26 protein-coding genes and 2 pseudogenes are annotated in these 26,167 nt (G+C 69.3%); 13 read left to right on the top strand and 15 right to left on the bottom strand.

The window, feature by feature from the left end; translation table 11 throughout:
- The first annotated feature begins 48 nt into the window (after positions 1-48).
- From ACF0H8_RS11405 to ACF0H8_RS11385, 5 genes and pseudogenes are all read left to right on the top strand, one after another.
- On the top strand, positions 49-1,188 hold the full coding sequence (locus ACF0H8_RS11405) for an alpha/beta hydrolase family protein (RefSeq protein ID WP_395289030.1): 1,140 nt from the start codon (positions 49-51) through the stop codon (positions 1,186-1,188).
- Positions 1,189-1,820: 632 nt separating this feature from the next.
- On the top strand, positions 1,821-2,114 hold the full coding sequence (locus ACF0H8_RS11400; protein WP_395288084.1) for a transposase: 294 nt from the start codon (positions 1,821-1,823) through the stop codon (positions 2,112-2,114).
- Positions 2,087-3,013 (top strand): IS3 family transposase, encoded by a 927-nt coding sequence (locus ACF0H8_RS11395; RefSeq protein WP_395290821.1) that lies wholly within the window; start codon positions 2,087-2,089, stop codon positions 3,011-3,013. Before ACF0H8_RS11400 ends, ACF0H8_RS11395 begins: the two co-directional genes overlap by 28 nt.
- Before the next feature lie 141 nt (positions 3,014-3,154).
- Positions 3,155-3,313, top strand: a pseudogene (locus ACF0H8_RS11390) (hypothetical protein); the annotation flags it as partial.
- A gap of 70 nt (positions 3,314-3,383) precedes the next feature.
- Entirely contained in the window at positions 3,384-4,046 is a 663-nt protein-coding gene (locus tag ACF0H8_RS11385) for a DDE-type integrase/transposase/recombinase (RefSeq protein WP_395289029.1), read from the top strand.
- 202 nt (positions 4,047-4,248) lie between these two features.
- On the opposite strand, the gene ACF0H8_RS11380 is transcribed toward ACF0H8_RS11385, so the two are convergent.
- The 6 genes from ACF0H8_RS11380 to istA form a co-directional block, all read right to left on the bottom strand.
- Entirely contained in the window at positions 4,249-5,133 is an 885-nt protein-coding gene (locus ACF0H8_RS11380; protein WP_395290876.1) for an IS3 family transposase, read from the bottom strand.
- 14 nt (positions 5,134-5,147) lie between these two features.
- Complete coding sequence (locus ACF0H8_RS11375; protein ID WP_395288084.1) at positions 5,148-5,441, bottom strand: transposase; 294 nt, start codon at positions 5,439-5,441, stop codon at positions 5,148-5,150.
- 122 nt (positions 5,442-5,563) lie between these two features.
- Positions 5,564-5,761, bottom strand: a complete 198-nt coding sequence (locus tag ACF0H8_RS11370) for a hypothetical protein (protein ID WP_395289028.1) — start codon at positions 5,759-5,761, stop codon at positions 5,564-5,566.
- A gap of 103 nt (positions 5,762-5,864) precedes the next feature.
- Entirely contained in the window at positions 5,865-6,938 is a 1,074-nt protein-coding gene (locus tag ACF0H8_RS11365) for an IS630 family transposase (protein ID WP_395289027.1), read from the bottom strand.
- 343 nt (positions 6,939-7,281) lie between these two features.
- Positions 7,282-8,106 (bottom strand): ATP-binding protein, encoded by an 825-nt coding sequence (locus ACF0H8_RS11360; protein WP_395289026.1) that lies wholly within the window; start codon positions 8,104-8,106, stop codon positions 7,282-7,284.
- Positions 8,103-9,836: an IS21 family transposase gene (gene istA / locus ACF0H8_RS11355; RefSeq protein ID WP_395289025.1), complete on the bottom strand. Its 1,734-nt coding sequence runs from the start codon at positions 9,834-9,836 to the stop codon at positions 8,103-8,105. The genes ACF0H8_RS11360 and istA overlap by 4 nt, the downstream gene beginning before the upstream one ends.
- Before the next feature lie 452 nt (positions 9,837-10,288).
- Between istA and ACF0H8_RS11350 the strand changes: the two genes are divergently transcribed.
- Positions 10,289-11,186 (top strand): IS5 family transposase gene (locus tag ACF0H8_RS11350; RefSeq protein ID WP_395290875.1). Its coding sequence is split into 2 segments (ribosomal slippage): positions 10,289-10,624 and positions 10,626-11,186, totalling 897 coding nucleotides; the frame shifts between segments, so codons are not numbered across the junction.
- A 199-nt stretch (positions 11,187-11,385) separates the two neighbouring features.
- Positions 11,386-11,841, top strand: a complete 456-nt coding sequence (locus tag ACF0H8_RS11345) for a DUF488 family protein (RefSeq protein ID WP_395289024.1) — start codon at positions 11,386-11,388, stop codon at positions 11,839-11,841.
- On the opposite strand, the gene ACF0H8_RS11340 is transcribed toward ACF0H8_RS11345, so the two are convergent.
- Both ACF0H8_RS11340 and ACF0H8_RS11335 read right to left on the bottom strand, forming a co-directional pair.
- Positions 11,838-12,464 (bottom strand): hypothetical protein, encoded by a 627-nt coding sequence (locus ACF0H8_RS11340; protein ID WP_395289023.1) that lies wholly within the window; start codon positions 12,462-12,464, stop codon positions 11,838-11,840. The two genes, ACF0H8_RS11345 and ACF0H8_RS11340, sit on opposite strands and share 4 nt — an antisense overlap.
- A gap of 148 nt (positions 12,465-12,612) precedes the next feature.
- Positions 12,613-14,667 carry an alpha/beta hydrolase gene (locus tag ACF0H8_RS11335; RefSeq protein ID WP_395289022.1) on the bottom strand — a complete coding sequence of 685 codons (2,055 nt, stop codon included), beginning with the start codon at positions 14,665-14,667 and terminating at the stop codon, positions 12,613-12,615.
- Between the two features lie 215 nt (positions 14,668-14,882).
- On the opposite strand from ACF0H8_RS11335, the gene ACF0H8_RS11330 reads away from it, so the two are divergent.
- The 5 genes and pseudogenes from ACF0H8_RS11330 to ACF0H8_RS11310 all read left to right on the top strand — a co-directional run bounded on the left by ACF0H8_RS11330 (position 14,883) and on the right by ACF0H8_RS11310 (position 19,235).
- Entirely contained in the window at positions 14,883-15,995 is a 1,113-nt protein-coding gene (locus ACF0H8_RS11330) for a sensor histidine kinase (protein WP_395289021.1), read from the top strand.
- Positions 15,992-16,675, top strand: coding sequence for a response regulator (locus ACF0H8_RS11325; RefSeq protein WP_395289020.1), 684 nt, complete (start codon positions 15,992-15,994; stop codon positions 16,673-16,675). Before ACF0H8_RS11330 ends, ACF0H8_RS11325 begins: the two co-directional genes overlap by 4 nt.
- Positions 16,676-17,259: 584 nt before the next feature.
- Positions 17,260-17,783 (top strand): annotated as a pseudogene (locus ACF0H8_RS11320) (ISL3 family transposase); the annotation flags it as partial.
- A gap of 259 nt (positions 17,784-18,042) precedes the next feature.
- On the top strand, positions 18,043-18,336 hold the full coding sequence (locus tag ACF0H8_RS11315; RefSeq protein WP_395288084.1) for a transposase: 294 nt from the start codon (positions 18,043-18,045) through the stop codon (positions 18,334-18,336).
- Positions 18,309-19,235 carry an IS3 family transposase gene (locus ACF0H8_RS11310; RefSeq protein ID WP_395290821.1) on the top strand — a complete coding sequence of 309 codons (927 nt, stop codon included), beginning with the start codon at positions 18,309-18,311 and terminating at the stop codon, positions 19,233-19,235. Before ACF0H8_RS11315 ends, ACF0H8_RS11310 begins: the two co-directional genes overlap by 28 nt.
- Positions 19,236-19,906: 671 nt before the next feature.
- Here ACF0H8_RS11310 and ACF0H8_RS11305 read toward each other — a convergent pair.
- The 6 genes from ACF0H8_RS11305 to ACF0H8_RS11280 all read right to left on the bottom strand — a co-directional run bounded on the left by ACF0H8_RS11305 (position 19,907) and on the right by ACF0H8_RS11280 (position 25,034).
- Positions 19,907-20,804, bottom strand: a protein-coding gene (locus tag ACF0H8_RS11305; RefSeq protein ID WP_395290874.1) for an IS5 family transposase whose coding sequence is annotated in 2 segments (ribosomal slippage) — positions 19,907-20,467 and positions 20,469-20,804 — 897 coding nt in all. Because the reading frame shifts where the segments join, the coding sequence is not laid out codon by codon here.
- Positions 20,805-20,850: 46 nt separating this feature from the next.
- On the bottom strand, positions 20,851-21,450 hold the full coding sequence (locus ACF0H8_RS11300; protein ID WP_395289019.1) for a GNAT family N-acetyltransferase: 600 nt from the start codon (positions 21,448-21,450) through the stop codon (positions 20,851-20,853).
- A gap of 36 nt (positions 21,451-21,486) precedes the next feature.
- Entirely contained in the window at positions 21,487-22,344 is an 858-nt protein-coding gene (locus ACF0H8_RS11295; RefSeq protein ID WP_395289018.1) for an ABC transporter permease subunit, read from the bottom strand.
- Entirely contained in the window at positions 22,341-23,282 is a 942-nt protein-coding gene (locus ACF0H8_RS11290) for an ABC transporter ATP-binding protein (RefSeq protein WP_395289017.1), read from the bottom strand. The genes ACF0H8_RS11295 and ACF0H8_RS11290 overlap by 4 nt, the downstream gene beginning before the upstream one ends.
- 117 nt (positions 23,283-23,399) lie before the next feature.
- Positions 23,400-23,897: a DUF6326 family protein gene (locus ACF0H8_RS11285; RefSeq protein ID WP_395289016.1), complete on the bottom strand. Its 498-nt coding sequence runs from the start codon at positions 23,895-23,897 to the stop codon at positions 23,400-23,402.
- A 96-nt stretch (positions 23,898-23,993) separates the two neighbouring features.
- Positions 23,994-25,034 (bottom strand): NAD(P)-dependent alcohol dehydrogenase, encoded by a 1,041-nt coding sequence (locus ACF0H8_RS11280; protein ID WP_395289015.1) that lies wholly within the window; start codon positions 25,032-25,034, stop codon positions 23,994-23,996.
- 152 nt (positions 25,035-25,186) lie between these two features.
- On the opposite strand from ACF0H8_RS11280, the gene ACF0H8_RS11275 reads away from it, so the two are divergent.
- Positions 25,187-25,861, top strand: a complete 675-nt coding sequence (locus tag ACF0H8_RS11275; protein ID WP_395289014.1) for a TetR/AcrR family transcriptional regulator — start codon at positions 25,187-25,189, stop codon at positions 25,859-25,861.
- 117 nt (positions 25,862-25,978) lie between these two features.
- On the opposite strand, the gene ACF0H8_RS11270 is transcribed toward ACF0H8_RS11275, so the two are convergent.
- Positions 25,979-26,146: a metal-sensing transcriptional repressor gene (locus ACF0H8_RS11270; protein ID WP_395290873.1), complete on the bottom strand. Its 168-nt coding sequence runs from the start codon at positions 26,144-26,146 to the stop codon at positions 25,979-25,981.
- Positions 26,147-26,167: the final 21 nt, after the last annotated feature.

Here is a 26,167-nt window from a genome sequence, read left to right as displayed (position 1 = left end):
TGCCGTCCCCTTGAACCCGCAGCCTTAATACATCAGAAAGCAGGAACCGTGTTCGAACCCTTCCCCGGCAATTACGTCTGGAACCTGTCGACCAACATCGCCCTGAACACCGGCGCCCAGCTCAACGAGGTGCTCGACGCAATCGCCCCCGTCATCCCGCTGTCGTCCTCCGGCGACGACGCCACCGAGGCCTACCTCGAGGCGTACGAGGACCTAGGCGACCGACTGGTGGGCCTCGCCGAGGAAGACCTGGCAGCCGGGCACACCCTCAGCGCGGCGACCAAGTACGAACGCGCAGCCGTCTACTACCTCACCGGCGAGCGCATGCAACGCGTCGGCAACGAGCGCCGCAAGGTCGCCTACCGAAAAATGCTCGACGCAGTTGACGCGTTCATCCAACACGGCGCTGAACCGGTGACCAGAGTGGAGATCCCCTTCGGTGACTCCGCCTTCCCGGCTCTGTTCTACCGGGCCCCTGAGGCGAGCGAGAAAACGCCGGTCATCGTGCACGTGAACGGGCTCGACTCGACCAAGGAGATGATCTGGGGTGCCCCGCTACGAACCGAACTCGCCAAGCGCGGCATCTCCATGCTCATCGTCGACCACCCAGGCGTCGGGGAGGCGCTGCGGCTGCGTGGCCTCACCGCCGTGCCCGAGAGCGAGACCTGGGCCGGTGCCTGCGTGGACTACCTGCTCACCCGCGACGACGTCGACCCCAACCGCATCGGCATCGTCGGATGGTCTCTCGGCGGCTACTACGCCCCACGAGCCGCCGCCTTCGAGAAGCGGTTCGCACTGTGCGTCGCATGGGGCGCCAACTACAACTGGGGAGAACTCCAGCGCCGCCGCGCCGACCGCGAAGGTGAGAACCCCGTCCCGCACTACTGGGAGCACGTCCAATGGGTCTGGGGCAAGAACGACTTTGAGTCATTCATGGAATTCGCACCGCGAATCAGCCTCGAGGGAGTCGTCGAGCACATCACCGTGCCCTTTCTCGTCACCCACGGTTCCAACGACCGGCAGATCCCGATCGAATACGCACATGCCCAGTACCAGAACGCCGCCAACAGCCCCGATCGCGAACTGCACATCTTCACACCGCGAGAAGGCGGCATCGAACACGTCGGAGGCGACAACATGCTCCCCGGCGCATCATTCATCGCCGACTGGGTCGCCGACCGGATCTAAGACCCTCCGCACCGAAGTCGCTGCCGGCGGGAAGGCCCTGCAGCGCGCTTCTCAAGACAATGAAGTGGAGTCAGGCCGCGCATCAATCCCGCCTCGCGACGGCCACGAGAAGCATCCTCTCCGGCCAAACCCACGGCGCGAGTCCACAGCAGGCAAACTTGAACCACCGTGGACTCGGTCGCACCACTATTGCGAACGAGTTCGGACCAACGAATGGCCGCTGCTTGCGTTTCCGCAGGTCAGCGGCCCGTTGTGGAGCTAGAGGTGTCCTGGTTCAAGACATCCCGGACACCTCTCTCAAGACATCCCGGACACCGTCAACCCCGCCTGGACAACGCGTCCGTGACGGCGCCCGTTCGAGCTAGTCGAGATGTCGCAGGACACCCCGGACACGCGCCATGGCCGGCCCCGGACACCTCGGCCACGACGCATCATCCCCGTCGGGCGCCCGCGGTCAGGAGCGTGTCGCAAGACATCCCGGACACCACCCGGCCCTACCCGTAGGGCATGTCCTCTCTGCCCCGGCTGGTCCTCACCGCCGTCGTCATCCAGAAACGTCCCGTCGCCGAGGTGACCGCCGCCTTGGGCTTCCCCTCTTATCGTGGAGGCATCGCCCCCAAGGAGGAACGGCGATGGAGACGCGGCGGAGGTTCGACCGGGAGTTCAAGGAGGGCGCGGTGCGGATCGTCCGGGAGACCGGCAAGCCGATCGCGCAGGTCGCACGGGAGCTGGGCATCAACGACGGCACGCTGGGGAACTGGGTCGAGCTCGACCGGCGGGCGCGCGAGGGCGGGGACGGCACGCTGGAGGAGAGCGAGCGCGCCGAGCTGCGCCGGCTGCGCAAGGAGAACGCCGAGCTGGCGATGGAGCGTGATGTGCTCAAGCGCTCGGTCGCCCTCTGGGTCAAGGAAGCGATGGGGCACTGAGCCTGGCTGCCTTCATCGCCGCCCAGAGGGCAGTGCACCACGTCCCGTACGCGGTGTCCTGCCGCGCCCTGGGGGTCTCCCCGGCCTGGTTCTACAAGTGGGTCGGCGGGGAGGTCTCGGTGCGGCGTAAGCGCCGGGCGGCGCTGGCCGCCCAGGTCGCCTATCTCTTCGCCCGGCACCACGGCACCTACGGCTCCCCGCGGATCACCGCGGACCTGCGTGCGGCCGGCTGGCGGGTCTCGGTGAACACCGTCGCGGCGCTGATGGCCGAGCAGCACCTGGCCGCCCGGCCCAAGCGCCGACGCCGCGGCACCACGCGGGCCGACCGGCGCGCCCGCAAGGCCCCCGACGCCCTGGGCCGCGACTTCGCCCCGCCGCCGATACCCGATCAGCGCTGGTGCGGGGACCTGACCGAGCTGCCCACCGACGAGGGCAGGTTCTACCTCGCCGCGGTGCTGGACCTGCACTCGCGCCGCTGCGTCGGCTTCGCGATGGACGCCCACCACGACGCCCCGCTGGCCCGGGCGGCCCTGTGCGTGGCGATCGCGAGCCGCGGCGGGTCCGTGGCCGGCGTGGTCTTCCACTCCGACCAGGGCGGGGAGTACACCGGGGAGATCTTCGCCCGGGCCTGCCGCAGCGCCGGCGTGACCCAGTCGATGGGCCGCACCGGCTCCGCGCTGGACAACGCGGTCAGCGAGAGCTTCAACAGCACCGTCGAGTTCGAGCTGCTGCGCCGGCACCACTTCGCCACCCGCGAGCAGGCGCGCCGCGTGACCGCCGGATGGATCGATGAGTACAACACCACCCGCCGGCACTCCACCGACGCCATGCTCAGCCCCGTCGAGTACGAACGCTCCCTCGCCACCGGCCAGGGCCACCGGGACAAGCTCGCGGCATGAACCGCACCGCACAAGCAGGCGGAGGCGGCTGCGCCGCCCGATCTCATCCGGCGCACCGCCCGCGCGGCCCAGGGTGGCGGTGCCGCCCCTCCGGCCTCAAGGGTCGCTGCGCGATCGCTGCGCGACGGCCTCCGGCCGCCCTTGACCCCGGAGCCTCTGCGACCCCGCCCGCGAGCCAGGACGCGGACAGGACGCCCACTAATCAGGTCTCCACGGTTCCAGGGGATTGCCACCTACGGGGTCTCCCGGTCCTGGATCTACGAGCTCCTCACCCGCTACCGCGCCGAGGGCGAGAGCGCCCTCGAGCCCCGCTCCCGCCGCCCGCACACCAGCCCGCGAGCGATCAGCGACGAGGTCGTCGGCCGCGATCGTGGCCCTTCGCGCCGAGCTCACCGATGCCGGCCACGACAATGGGCCCGCCACCATCGCCCACCACCTCGCCCAGGACGGCCTCACCGTCTCCGAGGCCACCACCTGGCGGACCTTGCACCGGCACGGCCTGATCACTCCCGAGCCCAAGAAGCGGCCGAAGTCCTCCTACATCCGCTTCCAGGCCAGTGCACCGAACGAGTGCTGGCAGTCCGACTTCACCCATATCCGCCTCGCCGACGGCACCGACACCGAGGTCCTGACCTTCCTCGACGACCACGCCCGCTACGCCCTGTCCGTCACCGCCCACCGGGTCGTCACCGGCACTACCGTCACCGCCGAGTTCACCGCCGCGACCGCCGTCCACGGCATCCCGGCCACCGTGCTCACCGACAACGGCCTGGTCTACACCACCCGCTCCCTCGGCGCCCGCAACGCCTTCCAACGCCTGCTCATCACCCTCGGGGTCCACCAGAAGAACGGCGCCCCGCACCACCCGCAGACCCAGGGCAAGGTCGAACGCTTCCAGCAGACCCTCAAGAAGCACCTGACCACCCGCGAACCCGCCACCACGCTGGAGCAGCTGCAGGCCCAGATCGACGCCTTCGTCAGCTACTACAACGACACCCGCCCGTGGCAATCCCCTGGAACCGTGGAGACCTGATTAGTGGGCGTCCTGTCCGCGTCCTGGCTCGCGGGCGGGGTCGCAGAGGCTCCGGGGTCAAGGGCGGCCGGAGGCCGTCGCGCAGCGATCGCGCAGCGACCCTTGAGGCCGGAGGGGCGGCACCGCCACCCTGGGCCGCGCGGGCGGTGCGCCGGATGAGATCGGGCGGCGCAGCCGCCTCCGCCTGCTTGTGCGGTGCGGTTCATGCCGCGAGCTTGTCCCGGTGGCCCTGGCCGGTGGCGAGGGAGCGTTCGTACTCGACGGGGCTGAGCATGGCGTCGGTGGAGTGCCGGCGGGTGGTGTTGTACTCATCGATCCATCCGGCGGTCACGCGGCGCGCCTGCTCGCGGGTGGCGAAGTGGTGCCGGCGCAGCAGCTCGAACTCGACGGTGCTGTTGAAGCTCTCGCTGACCGCGTTGTCCAGCGCGGAGCCGGTGCGGCCCATCGACTGGGTCACGCCGGCGCTGCGGCAGGCCCGGGCGAAGATCTCCCCGGTGTACTCCCCGCCCTGGTCGGAGTGGAAGACCACGCCGGCCACGGACCCGCCGCGGCTCGCGATCGCCACGCACAGGGCCGCCCGGGCCAGCGGGGCGTCGTGGTGGGCGTCCATCGCGAAGCCGACGCAGCGGCGCGAGTGCAGGTCCAGCACCGCGGCGAGGTAGAACCTGCCCTCGTCGGTGGGCAGCTCGGTCAGGTCCCCGCACCAGCGCTGATCGGGTATCGGCGGCGGGGCGAAGTCGCGGCCCAGGGCGTCGGGGGCCTTGCGGGCGCGCCGGTCGGCCCGCGTGCTGCCGCGGCGTCGGCGCTTGGGCCGGGCGGCCAGGTGCTGCTCGGCCATCAGCGCCGCGACGGTGTTCACCGAGACCCGCCAGCCGGCCGCACGCAGGTCCGCGGTGATCCGCGGGGAGCCGTAGGTGCCGTGGTGCCGGGCGAAGAGATAGGCGACCTGGGCGGCCAGCGCCGCCCGGCGCTTACGCCGCACCGAGACCTCCCCGCCGACCCACTTGTAGAACCAGGCCGGGGAGACCCCCAGGGCGCGGCAGGACACCGCGTACGGGACGTGGTGCACTGCCCTCTGGGCGGCGATGAAGGCAGCCAGGCTCAGTGCCCCATCGCTTCCTTGACCCAGAGGGCGACCGAGCGCTTGAGCACATCACGCTCCATCGCCAGCTCGGCGTTCTCCTTGCGCAGCCGGCGCAGCTCGGCGCGCTCGCTCTCCTCCAGCGTGCCGTCCCCGCCCTCGCGCGCCCGCCGGTCGAGCTCGACCCAGTTCCCCAGCGTGCCGTCGTTGATGCCCAGCTCCCGGGCGACCTGCGCGATCGGCTTGCCGGTCTCCCGGACGATCCGCACCGCGCCCTCCTTGAACTCCCGGTCGAACCTCCGCCGCGTCTCCATCGCCGTTCCTCCTTGGGGGCGATGCCTCCACGATAAGAGGGGAAGCCCACCCGCACCGCTCCCTCGCGGGCAGAACACCCCGGGCCGCCTACCTCGCCCGCCCGAAGGCCGCCCCGCTCGGCTCACCCGCCGGCAAGGACAACCGCGTCCGCACCGACAAGATCGACCGCCAGGGCAAAGTCACGCTGCGCTACAACGGCCGACTGCACCACATCGGCGTCGGCCGAGCCCACGCCCGCACCCCGGTCGTCATGGTCATCCAAGACCTGCACATCACCATCGCCGACGCCACCACCGGCGAGATCCTGCGCCGAGCTCACCCTCGACCCCACACGCGACTACCAACCCCGATAACGGAAAAGCCCGGACCCACAAACGTGGGTCCGGGCTGTCCGGGATGTCTTGCGACATCACATTGTGGAGCTAGTGGTCCGTGTTTGAAGTGTTCTTACGGTTTGCCTTCTTGAGGATCTCATCAGCGGGCTTGGTCCAGACGAAGGGGTGGCATCGGTCGTTCCAGCCGTTGATGAAAACGCGGATCTTGGTGTTGAGATCCTTGACCGAGGCGAACGTGCCGCGGTGGATGGCCTGGCGCTCGATGATCCCGAACCAGACCTCAACCAGGTTCAGCCAGGACCCGGAGGTCGGGGTGAAGTGCACCTGCACGCGCGGGTTCGCGGCCAGCCACTTGCGGATCTCGATCCGTTTGTGCGCGGCGTAGTTGTCCATCACCAGGTGCAGCTCCTGGTCGGGGTAGGCGCGTGCGACCTGCTTGAGGAACGCGAGGAACTCCTGGTGGCGGTGGCGCGGCTTGCACGCGGCGGTGACCTTGCCGGTCGCGATCTCCAGCGCCGCGAACAGCGTCGAGGTCCCGTGCCGGACGTAGTCGTGGGTCCGCCGGGCGGGCAGACCCGGCTGCATCGGCAGCATCGGCGCGGTGCGGTCCAGAGCCTGGATCTGGGACTTCTCGTCCACGCACAGCACGACCGCGTTCTCCGGCGGGGCCAGGTACAGCCCGACCACATCGGTGACCTTCGCGACCAGCTCGGGATCAGTGGAGAACTTGAAGGTCTCCTCGCGCCAGGGCTGGACCCCATAGTCGCGCCATGCCTTGGCCACCGTGCCGTTGCTGATTCCCAGGTGCCGGCCCAGCAGCCGGCTCGACCAGTGCGTCACCCCGTACTTCTTCGGCGGCGGGGCGAGCGTGACCGAGACGATCTGACGATGGTCGATCGTCCGCGGCCGCCCCGAGCGCGGGTCGTCCTCCAACCCGGTGAGGCCCTCGCGCGCGTACCGGCCACGCCAGTCCAGCACCGTCGGGCGTGACACCCCGACCTTGTCCGCGATCGCGGTGTTCGACACCCCCTCCGCGGCCAGTAACACGATCCGCGCTCGTTGGGCGAGCCCGGCCCTCTCACTGGAGGACCGGGTCAGCCGCACCAACTTCTCCCGGTCGCCATCCCGCAGTGCCAAGGCCGGGGCAGGTCGATTCGCCATACCCCATGCTCCCAGCAAGGCAACCGTAAATCTACTAACTACACACGGCACTAGAGGGACTCGAACCCTCGACCTTCTCCCGGAGGTTCGCAACCCCCGGCACTCCCCGGAGTCCGTCGTCTCGAACGCTCGCTGACCACGTCCTATCGTGCAGGAACGGCGGAATATCAACGGTGCTCAACGAGCAGTCTCCAGCGTTGCACCTCATCGCGAACGTGGTCAACCGCAGTCATCTGACGGTTGCAGACGCGTGGAACTCGCGTGGAATCGGGGCGCACGCGTTGTCGCTTGCCAGCGTGATGGGACCACCGTGTTGCCACGAGCATGGGACCACCTGGAGGTGTCAGTGAGCATTGCGGGCCTCCGTGGTGGTGTCAACGACGGCGCGCCCGCGTTGGCGGTAGGAGGGGCCCTCGACGACGAGGGTGTGGGCTCCTGAGGTGAGCCGGTCGACGGCGGACTGGGCGAGCAGGGCGTCGGTGGTCATCGCGAGCCATTCGGACGGCTCCCGGTTGGACACCCAGATCGTCGGTGACTTCCGGTGCCGTTCGACCACGAGCTCGTAGAAGTCGTTGGTCTGGGTCGCGTCCAGGGACCTCAGGGCGAAGTCGTCGACGATGAGCAGGTCGACGCCGGTGAGGCGGCGGACCTCGGCCTCGAGGCTGTTGTCGAGGCGGGCGGCGCGCAGCCGGGTGAAGAGCTTGTCGGCGCGGTAGAACGCCACGGTCATCCGGCGCCGGATCGCGATGTGCCCCAGCGCGGTGGCGAGGTGGGTCTTGCCGACCCCGACGGGCCCGAGGACCAGCACGCCGGTGCCGGCCTCGGCGAACCGCAACGTGGTCAGGTCCGACCACAGCGTGCGGTCGTAGGACAGGTCGGGGGCGTCGTGCCAGGTCTCGATCCGCATCGCCGGGTCGAGGCCGGCCTTGGCCGCGCGCAGCATCGCCGAGCGGGACTCGCGGCGGGTGACCTCGTCGGCCAGGAGGAGCTCGAGGAAGGCGGCGTGGCCCATCTGCTGCTGGCGGGCCAGGGTCAGGCGTTCGGGCAGGGTGTCCTTGAGGCCGGAGAGCTTCAGGGTCCGCAGGATCTTGGCCAGGTCGGCGCCGATCGGGTCGACCGGCCCGGCCGCTGGGGTCGCCCGCGCTGGGGCAGTCGTCGTGGTGGTCATCGAGACTCCTCCTCGAGCTCGGTGGCGTCGAAGGCGGCGACGGGCTGCCCGCCGCGGATCAGGGTCAACGTGGCGGTCCCACCGGTGGCAGCGGGGGTGGTCCCCCCACTGGCCGGGGCGGTCCCTCCACTGGCAGCGGTGGTCCTGCCACTGGCAGCGGTGGTCCCTCCAGTGGCAGGACGCGGCGCCGGCCGGGTGGCGTACTCGCCCGGGTCGCGGGCGAACCTCGACGTCGTCCCCACGCCGGCGGCGGGCAGCAGCGGCACGGTGTCCTCGGTGGCCTTCTCGAGCATCGAGGCGACCTTGGTGACCGAGACGACGTCGAGGTCCAGCGCCCGCGAGCACGCGGTCTCCACCGGGCCGGGCCCGTAGCGCTTGACCAGGCCGAGGAGGCGGTAGACCGCCCGCATCCTGGTCCAGGGCAGCGGGTCGTCCAGCAGCCGTTCGGCGTAGATCCCGACGTTCTGACCGTGGGACGCGGCGGCGGCGACCAGCCGGGTCAGGTCCCGCAGGGCGTAACCGGACCGCTCCTCGGGCAGGTCCTTCTTGTCCGTCGACCTCACCCCGGGCGGCTGCCTGGGGTGGGTCTTGACCAGGGTGCCGCGGTGGTAGAGCTTGACCAGCTCGGAATCGGCTCGCGCCTGCAGCTGCTGGCCAAGGAACGCCCCGGGGACGGAGTACAACGACCGGGCGACCTCGACGTGGAAGTCGCGATGGACCTTCACCGAGGTGAACACCGGCACGTCATAGACCTCGGGCACCGGCAGCAGCGCCGGGGCCTCGACGGCGGTGAAGACCTCCAGCGGGCGGGCCTGGATGGTGCCGTGCATCCGCATCCCGGCCCGGTCCCGGCACCACGCCTCGACCCGCTGCTGAGCGACGGCGAGGTCGGGGAAGGTCTCCCCGGCCCAGAAGTTCCCGCGGACGTACTGCACGGCCCGCTCGACCCGGGGCTTGTCCTTCGGCGAGCGGACCCGGGCAGGATCGGTACCGAACCCGGCGTGCTGGGCGTAGTCCAGCCACCCCGTCGACAGGCGCGGGTTGACCGGGTCGGCGTCGGTGACGACCGGTTTGAGGTTGTCCGGGATCAGGACCTTGAACACCCCACCGAAGAACGCCCAGGCGGCCTCGCAGCCCGCGATCACCGCGGCCAGCGTCTGGGAGTACGTCAACCACACGAACATGTGCCGGGAGTAGGCGGCGGTGAAGATCAGCGCGTGGACCTTGCGCCGCCGCCCGTCCTCGGGGTCGGTCAGGTACCCCAGGTGACCGAAGTCGACCTGCAGCTCGACGCCCGGCTCGCCGTCATCGACCCGGACGGTGGTCTCCTTGGCCCGGTACCCGCACCGCTCGGTGACGAAACGGTGCAGCGTCCGGTACGGCACCACGCACCCCTGCCGGGCGAGGAGCTCGTGGATCTTCACCACCGTCAACGCCTTGGCGTCCTTGCCGTCGCCCGCCACCCACGCGGTGATCTGCCCCTCCCGGGCCAGCAGCGCCTCCCAGGCGGCGCCGTGACCGTTGGGGCGGGCCGGCCGCACCGCGGTCACCACGGCGGCGACCAGGTCATCGTCCACCGCCGAGAACCCCGCGGTCCGCTCCAGCCCGGCCGCCTGCGCCGCGGCGACGTAGCGGCGGGCGGTCTTGCGGTCCACCCCCGCCCGCTCGGCGACCGTGCGTAGCCCGGCCCCCTCCAGCCACCCGCGCAGCACTTCCTTGATCTCAACCACGCTGACCTCCCTGAATCCCACGCCCGCGAACCTCCGCGCCGACAACGCTGACGCGGCGATCCAACGAGCCATCGAGGAGACCACCGGCAAGGCGCGCCGGGTGGTCCCATGACTGGCAATCCAGGTGGTCCCATGCGGCTGGCAGAAAACCGCTCAGGGCGGTCCCATCCTCATGGCAGGCGACACGCGTGGAACTCGCGTGGAACCGATCGCCCGGGGCGCAGTGAAATTGTTCCCTGCCCATCTGGTACTCGAACGCCTGCCGCACGAGTCCCATGATGTAGGCGCCCTCGTCGAGCGCCCATCGAAATCTCGTCCAGACCGCCAGACGCCTCGCCGCCAAGATGCTCCGCCAACGCCTCGACCCATCTCCCTCTTGCTCGCACCGGACGAGATCAGCACCTAGGGCGTGTCTCCCAATAGTCGAGCCGTTGGGCTGAAACGCTGCGGTGGTGTCACGTTATGCCGTGCTGACGGATGCCCAGTGGGAGTTGATCGAGCCGTTGATGCCGTCCTCGGAGGGCCGTCGGGGACGGCGGTTCCGGGACCACCGCGCGGTGGTGGAGGGCATCGTCTACCGCTACCGCACCGGGATCGCTTGGCGGGACCTGCCCGAGTGCTTCGGCCCGTGGCAGACGGTGTGGAAGCGGCACCGCCGCTTCAGCGGCGACGGGACCTGGGACAAGATCCTCACCGCCCTGCTCGCGCAGGCGGATGCGGCCGGACTGGTCAACTGGGAGGTGTCGGTGGACTCCACGATCAACCGTGCCCACCAGCACGCCACGAACCTCCCGAGGGACACAGGGGGAGCTGTCGAATTACATGAAACCCGGCGAGGAGCCGCTTGACCACGCCATCGGCCGCTCCCGCGGCGGACTGAGCACGAAGATCCACCACGTCTGCGACGGCAACATGCGCCCGCTGGTGATGGTGCTCGGACCCGGGCAGGGCGGGGACTCGCCAATGTTCGAGCACCTGATGAACTCTGTGAGAGTGCCCCGGCTGGGTCCTGGGCGGGCCCGGACCACGCCGGTGCGGGCCCTGGCCGACAAGGCCTACTCCTCCAGGGCGAACCGGGCGCTGCTGCGCCGGCGCGGCATCCAGGCCGTCATCCCCGAACGCTCCGACCAGATCGCCAACCGCAAGGGACGCGGGTCCAAGGGCGGCCGGCCCGTCACCTACGACGAAGAGGCCTACAAGCGGCGCAACGTCGTCGAACGCTCCTTCAACGTCTTCAAGCAGTGGCGCGCCCTGGCCACCCGCTACGACAAGCTCGCCCTGACCTACCGCGGCGGCGTCGTCCTGCGAGCGATCACCATCTGGCTCAAGGCATTAAGAGACACGCCCTAGCTCCACCACCGTCACTGCTGAAGTTGATGCCTGCCCGCGGCCTGTCCGGCATCACCACCGTCTCCATACTGCGGTCCCTCGCCCAGGCCAGGGTTAACTGGCGCGACACCGTCTGGAGGTGACGTGGAGCGCGCCACACTCGCTGGCGATCCCCCAAGTGAACCCCGCGATCCCTCAGCCACCTGGCAGTATCGGGCGCATGGCGTACGAGGGCGAGTCTGGACTGCACGGCTGGGGATACGAGGGTCGGAACGTAGATGACCTCATCGCGTACGCCGCCAAGATTGGTGCACACAATGTGGTCGATATCCGGCTGAACCCCGTCTCGCGGAAGAGAGGCTTCTCAAAGCGCGCGTTGAGTGAGCACCTCGGCCGGGCTGGATTCGGCTACGTGCACCTTCGTGCCCTTGGAAATCCAGTTGACAACCGGCCAGGGTTCTCGTCGCCCGGAACGCCGCTCGCGACCGCAGCTCACCGGCGTTTCAAGAATGATGTCCTGGCAACCGACGAAGCAGCCAAAGCGCTCGAGAAGGTACGCAGTCTGCTCGAGCACGGGGCCGTCGTCCTCGTCTGCTTCGAGGCGGACCAGCGCTGCTGCCATCGAAGCCTCGTGATCGATGCGCTCACCTCAATTCGCGCGCGCGTGGCAAGCTAGTCAAAGAGCGTGGGGTGTGGCCGCGAGTTCTGCGGCGGCCAGAACAAACCGAGTACCAGGAACGATGCCGGGTGTTGGTGCTGGTTGCCCACGTAGAAAAGCGTGTCTCTCGTCGAACCGCATATCTCGTCGAGGAACCTTCGCCGGTGCATCTCCGTGACCTCTGGCATCGTGTGATGCTTGAGATTCCGGCGGGCGAACTGTCCTGACTCCCAGTCGACGATGGACTGCTCGTGACCTTTGCACGCCCTGTACGCGCAGCGGTACCTGTACTTGGCGACCACAGGAGTCGCTTCCAGCAGTTCAGTTTCCGTGCCGAAGAGGTCAACATCGACATCGTCAACTCCGCGGGGCCTGTAGTCGGGGTTCGGCGTGACCACCAGGTCGCTGATCTCAACGGGCCGAACGAGACCGAGCGACGGAGCGTCCTGTCCCCGCTTGGAGGCCACGGAGAAGAGCTCGCATGTCGTTGTTGTCTCGGCAACCGGCTCGACGATCTCCCACCGCTTCTTCCATCCACCTCCGCTTCCGATGACATCACCGAGGCGCATTGATTCGAGATCGGGTTTCCAACTCTCAGGCCTACGGTCGCTCGACCCCCGCTGTACCAGAAGAGAGATCACCTGGTACTTCTTGAACTGCCGCTCCTTCGGCAGCGCCCGGAACGGGACCGGAAACAGGCTCTTCGCAGTTGGGGGTGTAGAGCCGGTTGGGTCAGGTGAGGACGTGGTGTCCGTGGCGGCTGCACGGGGGTGCTCGGCGGCGGTCCGCTCACGGCATGCCGATCGTCGGCGTTGCCGGCTCGGGATCAGGCAGGTCCACCGTGGCGTCGGTCGGCGGCGCGCTCGCCGAGCGGCCGGCCCGCATGTCGAAGACGAGCAGCGCGAGGTTGCCGCCGGCGACCGCGCCTGCGATCGCGGTCATGAGCGCGAGCGGGACCGTTGCCGCGTGGAAGCCCAGCCACGCCCCGGCGAGCGCCGCCGCGCCAACGGCTGCACCGCCGGCGCGCCTCGTCGAAGCGGGCCACCCGCGGTGCACCCAGGCGAAGTAGATGGCCAGGCCGATCGGTACGGCGACGGATGGAACAACGACCAGCGGGTCGGTGATCAGCAGGCCAGGCACGGTCGACAGGACGATCAGCGTCCCGAGCGACCAGCCGCCCAGCCCCAGGACGACCGGCAAGACCGAGCGGAACGTGGCCGCTGCGACTGGGCCAATCCGGCCGCGGGTGCGGACGCGTCGGGCGACCAGGACCAGCGACAGCACCATGATCGTCGCGAGGCCGAGCAGCGCGGTGAGGACCAACCGCGCGTACTGGCGATGCGTGGACGGGGGCGTGAAGTCGATCGATTCGGGCCGGTAGCGCGAGACGTCGACGGCGCCGCTGTCGAAGAAGGTGTTCACCAGCTGCGTTCCCGCCTCCGGTTGCTGGTTGAGGAAGCTGGTGGTGTGTCCGAAGCTGGGGAGGACGACCTCCTTACCGTTCGGCAGATGCGGCATGAGGTCGCGGCTTGCAAGCTGCGGCGGCGCCATGACGTCGAGCGCGCCGTTGATGAGCAGTGTCTCGACTTCCGAGGTGCGCACCTGTTGGTAGGGCTCTGCCTCCACGGCGGCCGGCCAGGCATCGACATAGCGCCCGGCAGCCCAGGGGGATGCCGTCGCGGCGCGGCCGAGGTTCGCCAGATCACCAGGACCGTCGGCGAAGTACTCCCGCGCCGCTGGATAGTCGATGCTTACCGCGGCGGCGCGCTGACCGGCGATGAACAGGTCCGGGAACAGCACGTCGACGAGGACCGAGTTGAACCAGAACCCGCTGGTGTCACCGTCGGCGGCTGACAGCCAGGTGTCGATCATCATCGGGGCGGACTGGGCCCCGGTCGGTTCCGTCTCCAGCAACCCGTACAGGGTCGCCGCCCGGATGTTCGATTCCCTGATCGGCAGGAGTCCCCAGCGGCCGGGGAAGTCGGCCGTCGTGCTTCGCATCGTCGCCATCAGGTCGGGCGTTCGTGCCCGGCAGGCGTCGTCGGCGTCACAGAGCGCGGCGAACCGCGCGAGCTGCTCGTCGGTGATGGCCGGGTCCAACAGGAACCTACCCGGCGGGTTCACCCCCACCATGACCGACCGGTGGATCGACTCGGGGTGCCGCCAGCCGTAGATCATTGCGGTGCGGGTTCCCGCGCTCTCGCTGAGCAGGTTGATGCGGTCATAGCCGAGTGCGATGCGCGCGGCCTCCATGTCATCGATCTGCTGGACCAGGCCGTAACGGGCGACGTCGATCCCCTGGTCGGCGAAGCGGCTGGCGCATGCACCGTACGCATCAGCAACAGCAGTGAAGAAGGCGTCGCTCAGGATGTCCGTCGCGCGTGACGCCCGGGACACCTCTGGGCAGTCGAGTCGTACGGACCCTTCAGCGCCTCGGTAGCCGACCGCGACGAAGTCACGGTCCCCGACATACCGCTCGGCGAACTGCGAGGCGAACTCGACATTCGACTCGCCGGGGCCGCCCGTGAGGAAGAACACCGGCTCCTGCGGGGTGTCGGTCAGCGCGCGGACACGCAGCACCGGCAGCGCGAGCAACGGCGACGCACGGTCCGCCGGGTCCTCCGCCACGACGAGTGAGCCGCAGTCCGCGGGATATGAGCCGCTGTCGGCCTGGAACTCGCACGGCTCGAGCGGAAGGTCCCCCGCGACTGCGCCAGCCGGGACGGCGAGGAGGTCCTCATCACGGTCGAGGCGCAGGGCTACGAGGCCGGCGACCAGAAGCGCGATCAGGCTCAGGGCAACGAGGCGAGTGCCGGTGAACATCTTGGTTTCCGAGGCGTGCATGACAGCTCCAGTCGTGGCGTTGTGAACTGCCTCGACGGTAGGCAGCGGCTGCGGTCACAGCGTCGGCCGGAGCTCTGATTTGCGTCTCCTCCGGATTGAGGACGGCGTCTACGACCTGCGGAGGAGGCGCGCTGCGGGGCGGCGGCAGTACCGTCAGACGAGTGGGCCGAGTCAGCCACTTCGTCCGTCGCTACGGCTTAGACGCCCTCATCGTGGTGGGCGCGTTCGCCGCGGCAACCGAGGTCGCGCTGCTCAAGGAACCCCGGCGGACGCCGGCGCAGCATCCCGAGGTCGCCGTGCCCGCGGTCGGGATCATGGTGCTGTTGCTTCTTGGCCGTCGGCGGTTCCCCTTCGGCGCGCCCGCGGCCGCGTGGCTGGTCGCCTCGACGCTGTCGTTCCTCGACGGCCGTCTCGTGGCGATTCTCAGCATGGTGTTCCTCACCGGCCTCGTGGCGGCGTTCCTGCTGGGCACGCTTCGCGACCCGTTGAAGCAAAAATTTGGGCTGGCCGTGGTGCTCGGGAGCGCGGCAGTGATCATCTCCAACGATCCGACCCATGACGCCAGCGACCTCGTCATCACACCGGCGCTGTTCGGGATCGCGTGGCTGGGCGGGGCCATGGTTCGCCAGCGCGGCGCCGAGGCGGACGCGGAGCGGGAGCGCGCGCTGCACGCGGAGCGGGAGCGAGAGAGTGCGGCTCGCATCGCCGTGGCCGAGGAGCGCATCCGCATCGCGCGCGAGCTGCACGACATCGTCGCCCACACTGTCAGCGTGATGGTGCTGCAGGTCGGCGCGGTGCGCCACCACCTTCCCGCAACCCATGCGGCTGACAAGGAGGCGCTAGAAGCCGTCGAGCAGACCGGGCGGGGGGCACTGACGGAGATGCGACGCCTGCTCGGCGCGATGCGCCAGGATGGCCAGCGGCTCGCGCTGACCCCCCAGCCGGGTCTGGACAACCTCGATGCACTCGTGGACGACGTCGTGCGCGCCGGACTCTCCGTGCACGTGCACGTGGAAGGTGACCGCGTCCCACTCCCTCGTGCGCTGGACCTGTCGGCCTACCGGATCATCCAGGAGGCGCTGACGAACACCCTCAAGCACGCCCGCGCCAGCACGGCTGCCGTCACGATTCGCTACGACGCCGCCGCGCTCGAGGTCGCGGTCCGCGACGACGGCGTCGGGGTCCACCGCACGGATGGTGTCGGCCACGGCCTGGTGGGGATCAGTGAGCGGGTGAAGCTCTACGGCGGAGAGATGAGCACCGGGAACGTCGCTGGCGGCGGCTTCCTCATCCGCACCCGTCTGCCGCTCAGCAACGAGCGACCATGACTATCCGTGTGCTCGTCGTCGACGACCAGTCGATGGTCCGCGCCGGATTCCGGATGCTGCTTGCCGGCGAGGAGGACATCGAGGTCGTCGCCGAAGCCCGAAACGGGCTGGAGGCCATCCACAGCGCCGCGCGCTTCCACCCCACGGTCATCCTCATGGACATCCGCATGCCCGAGGTCGACGGGCTCGCGGCGACCCGACGCATCTTGGAGGCCGACGACGCAGCCCGCGTGCTGATCCTGACGACGTTCGACCTCGACGAGTACGTCTACGAGGCGCTGGCGGCTGGGGCGAGTGGGTTCGTGCTGAAGGACGATCCGCCCGAACAGCTGCTCACCGCCATCCGTACCATCGCCGCCGGTGATGCTCTGCTGTCGCCTGGGGTGACGAAGCGGGTCATCCAGCAGTTCAGTCGCATCCGGCACCCCAGCGCACCGCGTCAGTTCGCCGAACTCACTGCCCGGGAGCGGGAGGTCTTCCGCCTCATCGCCGACGGCCTATCGAACGCGGAGATAGCCGCGCAGCTGTACGTCAGCGACACGACGGTGAAGACGCACATAACGCACATCCTGCAGAAGCTCCACCTCCGGGATCGGGTGCAGGCGGTCGTCCTGGCGTACCAGAGCGGGCTGTTCGGTGAGACCGACGAGTCCGCACGTGGTCACGATGCCACGTCTTGAGGATCAAGACCACGAAGCGGCAACCGTCGATCAGGTCCTCGTCGAAGCCCGGCGGCTGCGCAAGCCTCGCTGATGACCTGGTGGGCCTCGGCCGGCAGGGCGGCCTCTTCACACCGACTTAACCGGTCTCCGTAGAATGTGCAGGGCAATCAGGTCATCGTGGGAGCCAGTGACCGCGACAACGAGGCTGGCCTAAGGGTCAGCCGGAACGGCCAACGTGGTGTCTGGTTCCGGTTGCCGCACGACTCGGATGGGTGCCGTCTATCGACACGACCGACCTCATCCCCCGGGTGGCTTCGGTGCTCAAGCTGCTTGCCCAGCTGCCCGTCGAAGCAGCTGACCGTTACGCCCCTGTCGCCGGCCTCGGTCCACTGACGCTCCTCACGGCGGCGACATCGGCAGCCTCGGCAGACGCAGCAGCGCCACCATGCCCTTGGCGACGCGTGAGAACGCCGTCGTGCCAGCGACTGAATCCGGCTTTTCGCAGTTGAGTGTGTTGAGCCGGTCGGCGCGCAGTGCGGGGGTAGGGGTCGAGGTCTCCCGAGGATGGAGGTTCCTACCCCGCCCATCCGGAAGACCTCGACGTGCCTGACGCTACCTTCGCCTGCCCCGACCTGACGACGTTCTGCCGCCTGGAGGAGCTCGGCGTGGAGGTCACCGGGCAGCAGCTCGAACCGGACCGGGCGGTGCTGGCTGCCGTGTCGTCGACGTCGAGGCCGACCAGTGGTGCCGGCGCTGTGGACGCGAGGCGCCGCCCGCGACACCGTCACCCGCCGGCTGGCGCACGAGCCGCCGGGCTGGCCGTCCCACGACGCTGCTGATCACCGTCCGCAGCTACCGCTACACCGAGTGCGGGCACGTGTGGGGCCAAGACACCAGCCGCGCCGCTGAGCCCCGCGCCAAGCTGTCTCGTAGCGCGCTGCGCTCGGCGCTGGTCGGCATCGTCATGCAGCACCTCACGGTTGCCCGGGTTGCGGAGGGGCTGGGGGTGGCCTGGAACACCGCCACCGACGCCGTTCTGGCCGAGTGCAAGCGGGTTCTCATCGAGGACACCGCGCGCTTCGACGGTGTGAAGGTCATCGGCGTCGATGAGCACGTGGTGCGCCACGAGGCGCTGTTGTTTCGGATGGAGGTGAAAGACCTACATCGCTTCGCTGTCGTAGGAGCGGGGTGAAGCTGGCGGCAGCCTGACCCGGGGAACGCCGGGGAGGGTGGGAGCAGCCGCGACGAAGTCAGGACGGCCCAGCACTGCCGGATGGGACGGGTCTGGTGAGCGAGACGGGAAGGTGTACGCAAGGAACCGGTGTCGTAAGGCCTGTGGGCTTCCCCTCTTATCGTGGAGGCATCGCCCCCAAGGAGGAACGGCGATGGAGACGCGGCGGAGGTTCGACCGGGAGTTCAAGGAGGGCGCGGTGCGGATCGTCCGGGAGACCGGCAAGCCGATCGCGCAGGTCGCACGGGAGCTGGGCATCAACGACGGCACGCTGGGGAACTGGGTCGAGCTCGACCGGCGGGCGCGCGAGGGCGGGGACGGCACGCTGGAGGAGAGCGAGCGCGCCGAGCTGCGCCGGCTGCGCAAGGAGAACGCCGAGCTGGCGATGGAGCGTGATGTGCTCAAGCGCTCGGTCGCCCTCTGGGTCAAGGAAGCGATGGGGCACTGAGCCTGGCTGCCTTCATCGCCGCCCAGAGGGCAGTGCACCACGTCCCGTACGCGGTGTCCTGCCGCGCCCTGGGGGTCTCCCCGGCCTGGTTCTACAAGTGGGTCGGCGGGGAGGTCTCGGTGCGGCGTAAGCGCCGGGCGGCGCTGGCCGCCCAGGTCGCCTATCTCTTCGCCCGGCACCACGGCACCTACGGCTCCCCGCGGATCACCGCGGACCTGCGTGCGGCCGGCTGGCGGGTCTCGGTGAACACCGTCGCGGCGCTGATGGCCGAGCAGCACCTGGCCGCCCGGCCCAAGCGCCGACGCCGCGGCACCACGCGGGCCGACCGGCGCGCCCGCAAGGCCCCCGACGCCCTGGGCCGCGACTTCGCCCCGCCGCCGATACCCGATCAGCGCTGGTGCGGGGACCTGACCGAGCTGCCCACCGACGAGGGCAGGTTCTACCTCGCCGCGGTGCTGGACCTGCACTCGCGCCGCTGCGTCGGCTTCGCGATGGACGCCCACCACGACGCCCCGCTGGCCCGGGCGGCCCTGTGCGTGGCGATCGCGAGCCGCGGCGGGTCCGTGGCCGGCGTGGTCTTCCACTCCGACCAGGGCGGGGAGTACACCGGGGAGATCTTCGCCCGGGCCTGCCGCAGCGCCGGCGTGACCCAGTCGATGGGCCGCACCGGCTCCGCGCTGGACAACGCGGTCAGCGAGAGCTTCAACAGCACCGTCGAGTTCGAGCTGCTGCGCCGGCACCACTTCGCCACCCGCGAGCAGGCGCGCCGCGTGACCGCCGGATGGATCGATGAGTACAACACCACCCGCCGGCACTCCACCGACGCCATGCTCAGCCCCGTCGAGTACGAACGCTCCCTCGCCACCGGCCAGGGCCACCGGGACAAGCTCGCGGCATGAACCGCACCGCACAAGCAGGCGGAGGCGGCTGCGCCGCCCGATCTCATCCGGCGCACCGCCCGCGCGGCCCAGGGTGGCGGTGCCGCCCCTCCGGCCTCAAGGGTCGCTGCGCGATCGCTGCGCGACGGCCTCCGGCCGCCCTTGACCCCGGAGCCTCTGCGACCCCGCCCGCGAGCCAGGACGCGGACAGGACGCCCACTAATCAGGTCTCCACGGTTCCAGGGGATTGCCACTCTTAATCGTCGACCCGCTCGAACCCGGTGGATCTGGGCGGGAGTGCGGTGCGTAACCGCCTCGTGCAACGGCAGCCAGTTGGTGCGCGGAGTGGGGAACTACAGGAACGGTGACATGTGCTGGGTCCGGTAGGTCGTGGTGAATGTCTACGGCGTAGCCACGACGATGCCGCAGGGGCAAAGCCGGGCGCCTCGCCCGTTGACCGAACAACAGTGAACGTGGGAACCACCAGCATTCCAAATGTGAGCCTCACGCCAGGAGCGTGGGCAGCCGCATGGAGAGCGACCACCCGGGTCACCTGAGACCGAGCCTGGCCGGGCCGATCCTGACGTCAATGAAACACGTAGCCGCGGGGCGCGCACTCGGCTCAGGGGCGCGTGCGCCCGTTTAGACCAGGGGGCGGGGTTTGGCTCTTCGACTTGTTCGTCAGATGCCAGCTAGGGCGTGTCTCTTAATGCCTTGAGCCAGATGGTGATCGCTCGCAGGACGACGCCGCCGCGGTAGGTCAGCGCGAGCTTGTCGTAGCGGGTGGCCAGGGCGCGCCACTGCTTGAAGACGTTGAAGGAGCGTTCGACGACGTTGCGCCGCTTGTAGGCCTCTTCGTCGTAGGTGACGGGCCGGCCGCCCTTGGACCCGCGACGTTTGCGGTTGGCGATCTGGTCGGAGCGTTCGGGGATGACGGCCTGGATGCCGCGCCGGCGCAGCAGCGCCCGGTTCGCCCTGGAGGAGTAGGCCTTGTCGGCCAGGGCCCGCACCGGCGTGGTCCGGGCCCGCCCAGGACCCAGCCTGGGCACTCTCACAGAGTTCATCAGGTGCTCGAACATTGGCGAGTCCCCGCCCTGCCCTGGCCCGAGCACCATCACCAGCGGGCGCATGTTGCCGTCGCAGACGTGGTGGATCTTCGTGCTCAGTCCGCCGCGGGAGCGGCCGATGGCGTGGTCAAGCGGCTCCTCGCCGGGTTTCATGTAATTCGACAGCTCCCCCTGTGTCCCTCGGGAGGTTCGTGGCGTGCTGGTGGGCACGGTTGATCGTGGAGTCCACCGACACCTCCCAGTTGACCAGTCCCGCCGCATCCGCCTGCGCGAGCAGGGCGGTGAGGATCTTGTCCCAGGTCCCGTCGCCGCTGAAGCGGCGGTGCCGCTTCCACACCGTCTGCCACGGGCCGAAGCACTCGGGCAGGTCCCGCCAAGCGATCCCGGTGCGGTAGCGGTAGACGATGCCCTCCACCACCGCGCGGTGGTCCCGGAACCGCCGTCCCCGACGGCCCTCCGAGGACGGCATCAACGGCTCGATCAACTCCCACTGGGCATCCGTCAGCACGGCATAACGTGACACCACCGCAGCGTTTCAGTCCACCGGCCCCACTATTGGGAGACACGCCCTAGTGGTCTCTACCTCCGGCGTCGGCCGGCGGTCGTGGGTCTACTCCGTGGTTCTTGTCTGGCCATTCCTCGGCGAGGATGGCGTAGACGTACTCGTCGGTCCATTCACCTTTCCACCAGGCTGACTTGTGGTGGTGGGCCTCGCGGCGCATGCCGATGCGTTCGAGCAGTGCGACCGAGCGGTCGTTGCGGGTGTCGCAGTCGGCGCAGATGCGGTGTACGTCGTGCTCGGTGAACAGCAGTGAGATGACTGTGCGTAGTGCTTCGGTGGCGTACCCGTGGCCTTGCGCTTCCGCGGCGAGGGTGAACCCGACGGTGGCCTGGCGGGTCTCGTCGCCGTCGACGCGGACCGCGATGTCGCCGATGAGCCGCCCGCTGGTCTCGATGCCGATCTGGAGCCATACGCCGGGTTGGGCGAATCGCACGTTGCGCATCTCGGCGATGAGCGCCCGGGCGCTGTCGAGGGGGTATGGCGTCTCCCATGACTGGTATCGGGCCTGCGCCGGGTCGCTTCGGTACGCCGCCAGGGCGGCGGCGTCGTGGTTGGTCATTCGGCGCAGCACCAGATGCTCGGTGGCAGCCAGGATCTCTGCGGTCATAGTGCTCAGCTCGTTGGGGTATCGAGACGCAGGGCGTCAGGCGTCGCGTCGGTGCAGCGTGACGGCGGCCGCCGCGATAGGGACGACAGCGTAGGCGGCCATCACGATCAGGCTCGCCTGTGTGGAGAGGTAGGCACCTTGGGTCTCGGCTGCTCCGGTGGTGAGCAACGCTGAGGACGCCGGCAGCGGTAGGTAGCTGACGATGGTCTCTACCCAGTCCAGGCGGATGAAGCTGAGGATGCCGGGCAGCAGCAGCAGGACGGTCAGGGCAGCGGTCAGGCTGGCAGCGGTGGAGCGTAGCAGCGTGCCGATGCCGAGCGAGAACAGGGCGGCGGCGATGAGGGAGTAGAGGGTGCCGCCGAACACGCGCCAGGTGCCCGGGTCGTCCAGCGCTGGGACGAGGTCGTGCTGTGAGAGCTGGGGCATGGTGACGACGTAGGACAGGGTCACGCTGACGAGGGCCACCGCGGCGGTCAGGACGACCAGGGTGAGGGCTTTGGCGGCAAGGACGGGGATCCGGGTTGGGACTGCGGCGAACGTGGAGCGGATCATGCCGGTGGAGTATTCCCCGGTGATGAGCAGGGCGCCCAGGACGGCGATGGTCAGCATCCCGAAGTGGAAGCCGCTGGAGATGACCTCGGCGCCGTGCATCTGCTCGATGCCCGGGGCCAGGGCGGGGTTGTCGGCCATGGCGTTCAGGGACGCGGCGGCGGCCAGGGCCACCAGCGTGATGACTGCGGCGGTGGAGGCTAGCGCCCACCACGTCGAGCGCAGGGACAGCAGCTTGATCCACTCCCCCCGCACGACCCCCGCGAAGGTGGGGTGCACCTGCGCGGGGGCGGGCGGGGGGGCTGCGTGTGAGGTCGTGGGGGGGTCGGCGGTCAGGGTGCTCATCGGTTCTCGGCCTTCGCGGTCCTGGAAGTGGTGGTGGTGTGGGCGCGGTACTCGACCGCGTCCTGTGTCAGGCTCATGTACGCCTCCTCGAGGCTGGCGCGGCGCGGTGACAGCTCGTGCAGCAGCAGCCCGTATCTGAAGGCGACCTCGCCGACGTGCTCCGCGGTGGTCCCGCTGACCTCGAGCATCCCGGCCTCGGGCGAGGTGACGGTCGCACCGTCGGCGGCCAGAGCGGCGGCGAGATCACCGGCGCGCGGGGAGCGCACCCGCACAGCGCCGCCGCCGACGGAGTCGATGACCTGCTGGACCGGGCCGGCGGCGATGATGCGACCGCGGCCGATCACCAGGAGCTGGTCGGCGGTCTGCGACATCTCGCTCATCAGATGTGAGGAGAGGAAGACGGTTCGTCCTTCGGCGGCCAGGGCGCGCACGAGCTGGCGAACCCACCGCACGCCCTCGGGGTCGAGCCCGTTGACCGGCTCGTCGAGGATGAGCGTCCTGGGGTCACCCAGAAGGGCGGCGGCGATGCCCAGGCGCTGGCCCATGCCGAGGGAGAACCCCCCGACGCGCTTGGTCGCGACCCCGGCCAGGCCGGTCATCTCGATGACCTCGCTGACCCGGGAGGCCTTGATGTTGTGGGTGGCGGCCATGGTGCGCAGGTGCGAGCGGGCGCTGCGGCCGGGGTGCACGGCGCTTGCCTCCAGCAGGGCGCCGACCTCGCGTAGCGGGGCACGGTGCTGCCGGTAGGGCTTGCCGTTGACGGTGACGGTGCCCGACGTCGGCCGGTCCAGTCCCATGATCATGCGCATGGTCGTGGACTTGCCGGCGCCGTTCGGGCCGAGGAACCCGGTGACGGTCCCGGGCGCGATCGTGAAGCTGAGGGAGTGCACGGCGGTGGTGTCGCCGTAGCGCTTGGTGAGCTCGTGCGCCTCGATCATGACCGGGACCTTTTCTGGGGGATCGGGTGGGACAGAGTGCTCAGCAGCGAACGCTGAGGCAGGTGACCGTGCCCGCGGGTGGGGCGAGCGAAGGATGGTCGGGCGCGGGGCGGGCAGTCAGGCCTGCTCCGGCGTGCGGTGTGGCTCGTTGTCGCGGCTGGTTGCCATGGTCGCCGACGGTGCGGTGCGGGGCCAGGTCCAGGCGGAGCGCAGGATGAAGGCCAGGAGCAGCACCTCGATACCGATGTGAAGGCCGTAGTAGAAGGCCCAGTCCCAGGACGCCCCTGCCGCGTTGAACACCATGACGGGGATGTAGAGCGATGCCACGACGAGGTTCGTGGCGCGGTTCACCCGGGCGGGCAGCGTCATGGAGAGCATCACCATCAGGGCCGGGATCCCTATGACCACGACGAATATGGTCAACAACGTCGGGGTGATGTCGAACTCAAAGATGCGGCCACCCCGGATTTGGTCGATGGCGCCGGGCTGGTAGAGGTGGAAGTAGTCGATGTAGATGACGAAGAACATCAAGCTGGTCCATGCGGCGGCGATCTTGGCCTGCACGGGGATCGGCGGGTTGTCGAGCAGGTTCGGGGTTTTCGTTCGGATGGTCATCGGTTCTTCTTTCAAGAGGAGCGGTCCGTCCGCCGGAGTGGCGGCAGGTCTGGGCGTGCATACGCACGGGTTGGGTCGTTCTCGTCGGTCCGGTCGTCAGACGGTGACGACGACCTTCCCTCGGGTGTGGCCGGCCCCGACGTAGCGGAGGGCGTCGGCTGCTTCGTCGAGGGGGTAGGTGCGGTCGATGACCGGCGTGACCTGCCCGGTCGCGAGCAGGTCGGCCAGGGTGAGCAGGTCCTGGCGCTTCTCGACCGACAGGAGAGGCTTCAGCTGCTGACGGGTGAACCCGGACAGCACGCGCGCTTTGACGATCCGACCGAGGGGGCCGAGCCAGCGGCCACCGCGTCCGCTGTTGGGGATGAGGGTGCCGGTGGTTGTCAGCGCTCGGCGGACAGCCGCCAGGGGCTGGGCTTCCACGTTGTCGAGGATGACGTCGTAGCGCTTCTCGGTGCGGGTGAAGTCGGTCCTCGTGTAGTCAACGACGTGGTCGGCACCGAGCGACCGGACCAGGTCGACGTTGCGGGTGCTGCACACCCCCGTCACCTCGGCGCCAAACGCCTTGGCGATCTGTACGGCGAAGGAGCCCACGCCGCCCGACGCGCCCGTGACCAGCACCGTCTGGCCCGGTCGAACGTTCGCGATATCGCGCAATGCCTGCAACGCCGTCATGGCCGACGTGGGCACCGCTGCCGCGTCCACGACCGACAGGTTGGCAGGCACGGACACGAGGTTGTCCGCCGGGACGCAGGCGTACTCCGCGAGCGTTCCAGCCGTGCTCCAGCCGAACACCTCCTCGCCGGGGCGGAGAGCGGTGACATCCTTCCCGACCGCTGCCACCACGCCGGCGAGGTCCCGGCCAGGGATGCCGTGGCGCGGCCGGCGGAGCCCGAACGCCAGGCGCACCACGTACGGCTCGCCGGTCATGACGAAGTAGTCGCCGGGATGTACTGCGGCCGCGCCCACCTGGACGAGCACATCGCCTGGACCGGGCAGCGGTATCCCGACCTCGGACGACTCGAGCACTGAGGGCGGGCCGTAGCGGTGCTGGACGGCGGCCCGCATCGTCGCCGCCCCGGCCGGACTCGCCCCCGGCACCAGGCGTGCTCCGGCATTCGATCGCTGTTCGGCTCCCACAGAAGCCTCCTCACGTCCTGAGTGGACTCTCGCTGGCCCGTACGTCGTACGTCGTACGTCGTACGTCGTACGTCGTACGTCGTACGTCGTACGTTGTACTATGGGCGTACGCTGTACCATTGTCAAGCCGTTCTAGGGAGCGAGGAGGACCCGTGTCTGTGAGGGAACAACGCCAGGTCTCGTCAGACGCGGGGCTGAGCAAGCAGCGGGTGGTGGTCGAGGCGGTCCGGCTCGCCGACCGGGAGGGGGTCGACGGGCTGAGCATGCGCCGGCTGGCTGGCGCGCTCGGCGCGGGCGCGATGTCGCTCTACCACTACGTGGCGAGCAAGGAGGAGTTGCTGGACGCCATGATCGACGTCGTGTTCGAGGAGATCGAGCTCCCGCCCGAGGAGACCGACTGGCAGTCGGCGATGCGACGGCGGGCGGTATCCGCCCGGCAGGTTCTCGCACGCCACCCGTGGGCGATCGGCCTGTTGGAGTCGAGGACATCGCCGGGGCCCGCGAACCTCCGCCACCACGAGGCGGTCACCGCCTGCCTGCGGAGGGCTGGCTTCCCGGTCTTGATGGCGACGCACGCCAACTGGTTGCTCGACAGCTACGTCTACGGGTTCGCCCTGCAGGCAGCCAGCCTGGCGTTCGACACCGCCGACGAGTTCGCGGACATGGCCGAGGACGTCTTCCTGCCCCAGCTTCCTCCTGACCAGTTCCCCTACCTCAACGAGTCCGCCGCGGCGCTCGTCGCTGCCGGCTACGACCCGGCAGAGGAGTTCATGTTCGGCCTCGACCTCGTCCTAGCCGCCCTCGAGCCCCTGAGAGCCTCCGCATAGCGACGCTCACGGACCGTCGCGCGGCCCTCTGCACCGCAGCTCCGATCCATAACCGCCGCACCGGGTGTTCCTACGGGCGTCTTTCTCGAGTTGCGGATGCCGTGGGTGAGGCGGGCGTCAGGCCTTGATGATCCTGGCGATGGCCTGGGTGGCTTCGGTGACCATGTCGCGGGCCTTGTTCTGGTCGCCGGCTGCGTTGGCGACGCAGTGGCCGACGTGTTCGTCGAGCAGGCCGATCGCGACGTTCTGCAGCGCGCCGTTGACTGCGGCGATCTGTTGCAGCACGTCGATGCAGTAGGTGTCCTC

The organism is Georgenia sp. AZ-5 (assembly GCF_043952095.1).
In the GTDB taxonomy this organism is placed as follows: domain Bacteria; phylum Actinomycetota; class Actinomycetes; order Actinomycetales; family Actinomycetaceae; genus Georgenia.
This window is presented reverse-complemented; position numbering and strand designations above follow the sequence as displayed.

Bases quoted from the DNA above. Each gene is read 5' to 3' on its own strand.
- ACF0H8_RS11400 (WP_395288084.1), top strand. From the start codon at position 1,821: ATGGAGACGCGGCGGAGGTTCGACCGGGAGTTCAAGGAGGGCGCGGTG.
- ACF0H8_RS11375 (WP_395288084.1), bottom strand. From the start codon at position 5,441: ATGGAGACGCGGCGGAGGTTCGACCGGGAGTTCAAGGAGGGCGCGGTG.
- ACF0H8_RS11365 (WP_395289027.1), bottom strand. From the start codon at position 6,938: ATGGCGAATCGACCTGCCCCGGCCTTGGCACTGCGGGATGGCGACCGG.
- ACF0H8_RS11360 (WP_395289026.1), bottom strand. From the start codon at position 8,106: ATGACCACCACGACGACTGCCCCAGCGCGGGCGACCCCAGCGGCCGGG.
- ACF0H8_RS11345 (WP_395289024.1), top strand. From the start codon at position 11,386: ATGGCGTACGAGGGCGAGTCTGGACTGCACGGCTGGGGATACGAGGGT.
- ACF0H8_RS11335 (WP_395289022.1), bottom strand. From the start codon at position 14,667: ATGCACGCCTCGGAAACCAAGATGTTCACCGGCACTCGCCTCGTTGCC.
- ACF0H8_RS11325 (WP_395289020.1), top strand. From the start codon at position 15,992: ATGACTATCCGTGTGCTCGTCGTCGACGACCAGTCGATGGTCCGCGCC.
- ACF0H8_RS11315 (WP_395288084.1), top strand. From the start codon at position 18,043: ATGGAGACGCGGCGGAGGTTCGACCGGGAGTTCAAGGAGGGCGCGGTG.
- ACF0H8_RS11300 (WP_395289019.1), bottom strand. From the start codon at position 21,450: ATGACCGCAGAGATCCTGGCTGCCACCGAGCATCTGGTGCTGCGCCGA.
- ACF0H8_RS11295 (WP_395289018.1), bottom strand. From the start codon at position 22,344: ATGAGCACCCTGACCGCCGACCCCCCCACGACCTCACACGCAGCCCCC.
- ACF0H8_RS11290 (WP_395289017.1), bottom strand. From the start codon at position 23,282: ATGATCGAGGCGCACGAGCTCACCAAGCGCTACGGCGACACCACCGCC.
- ACF0H8_RS11285 (WP_395289016.1), bottom strand. From the start codon at position 23,897: ATGACCATCCGAACGAAAACCCCGAACCTGCTCGACAACCCGCCGATC.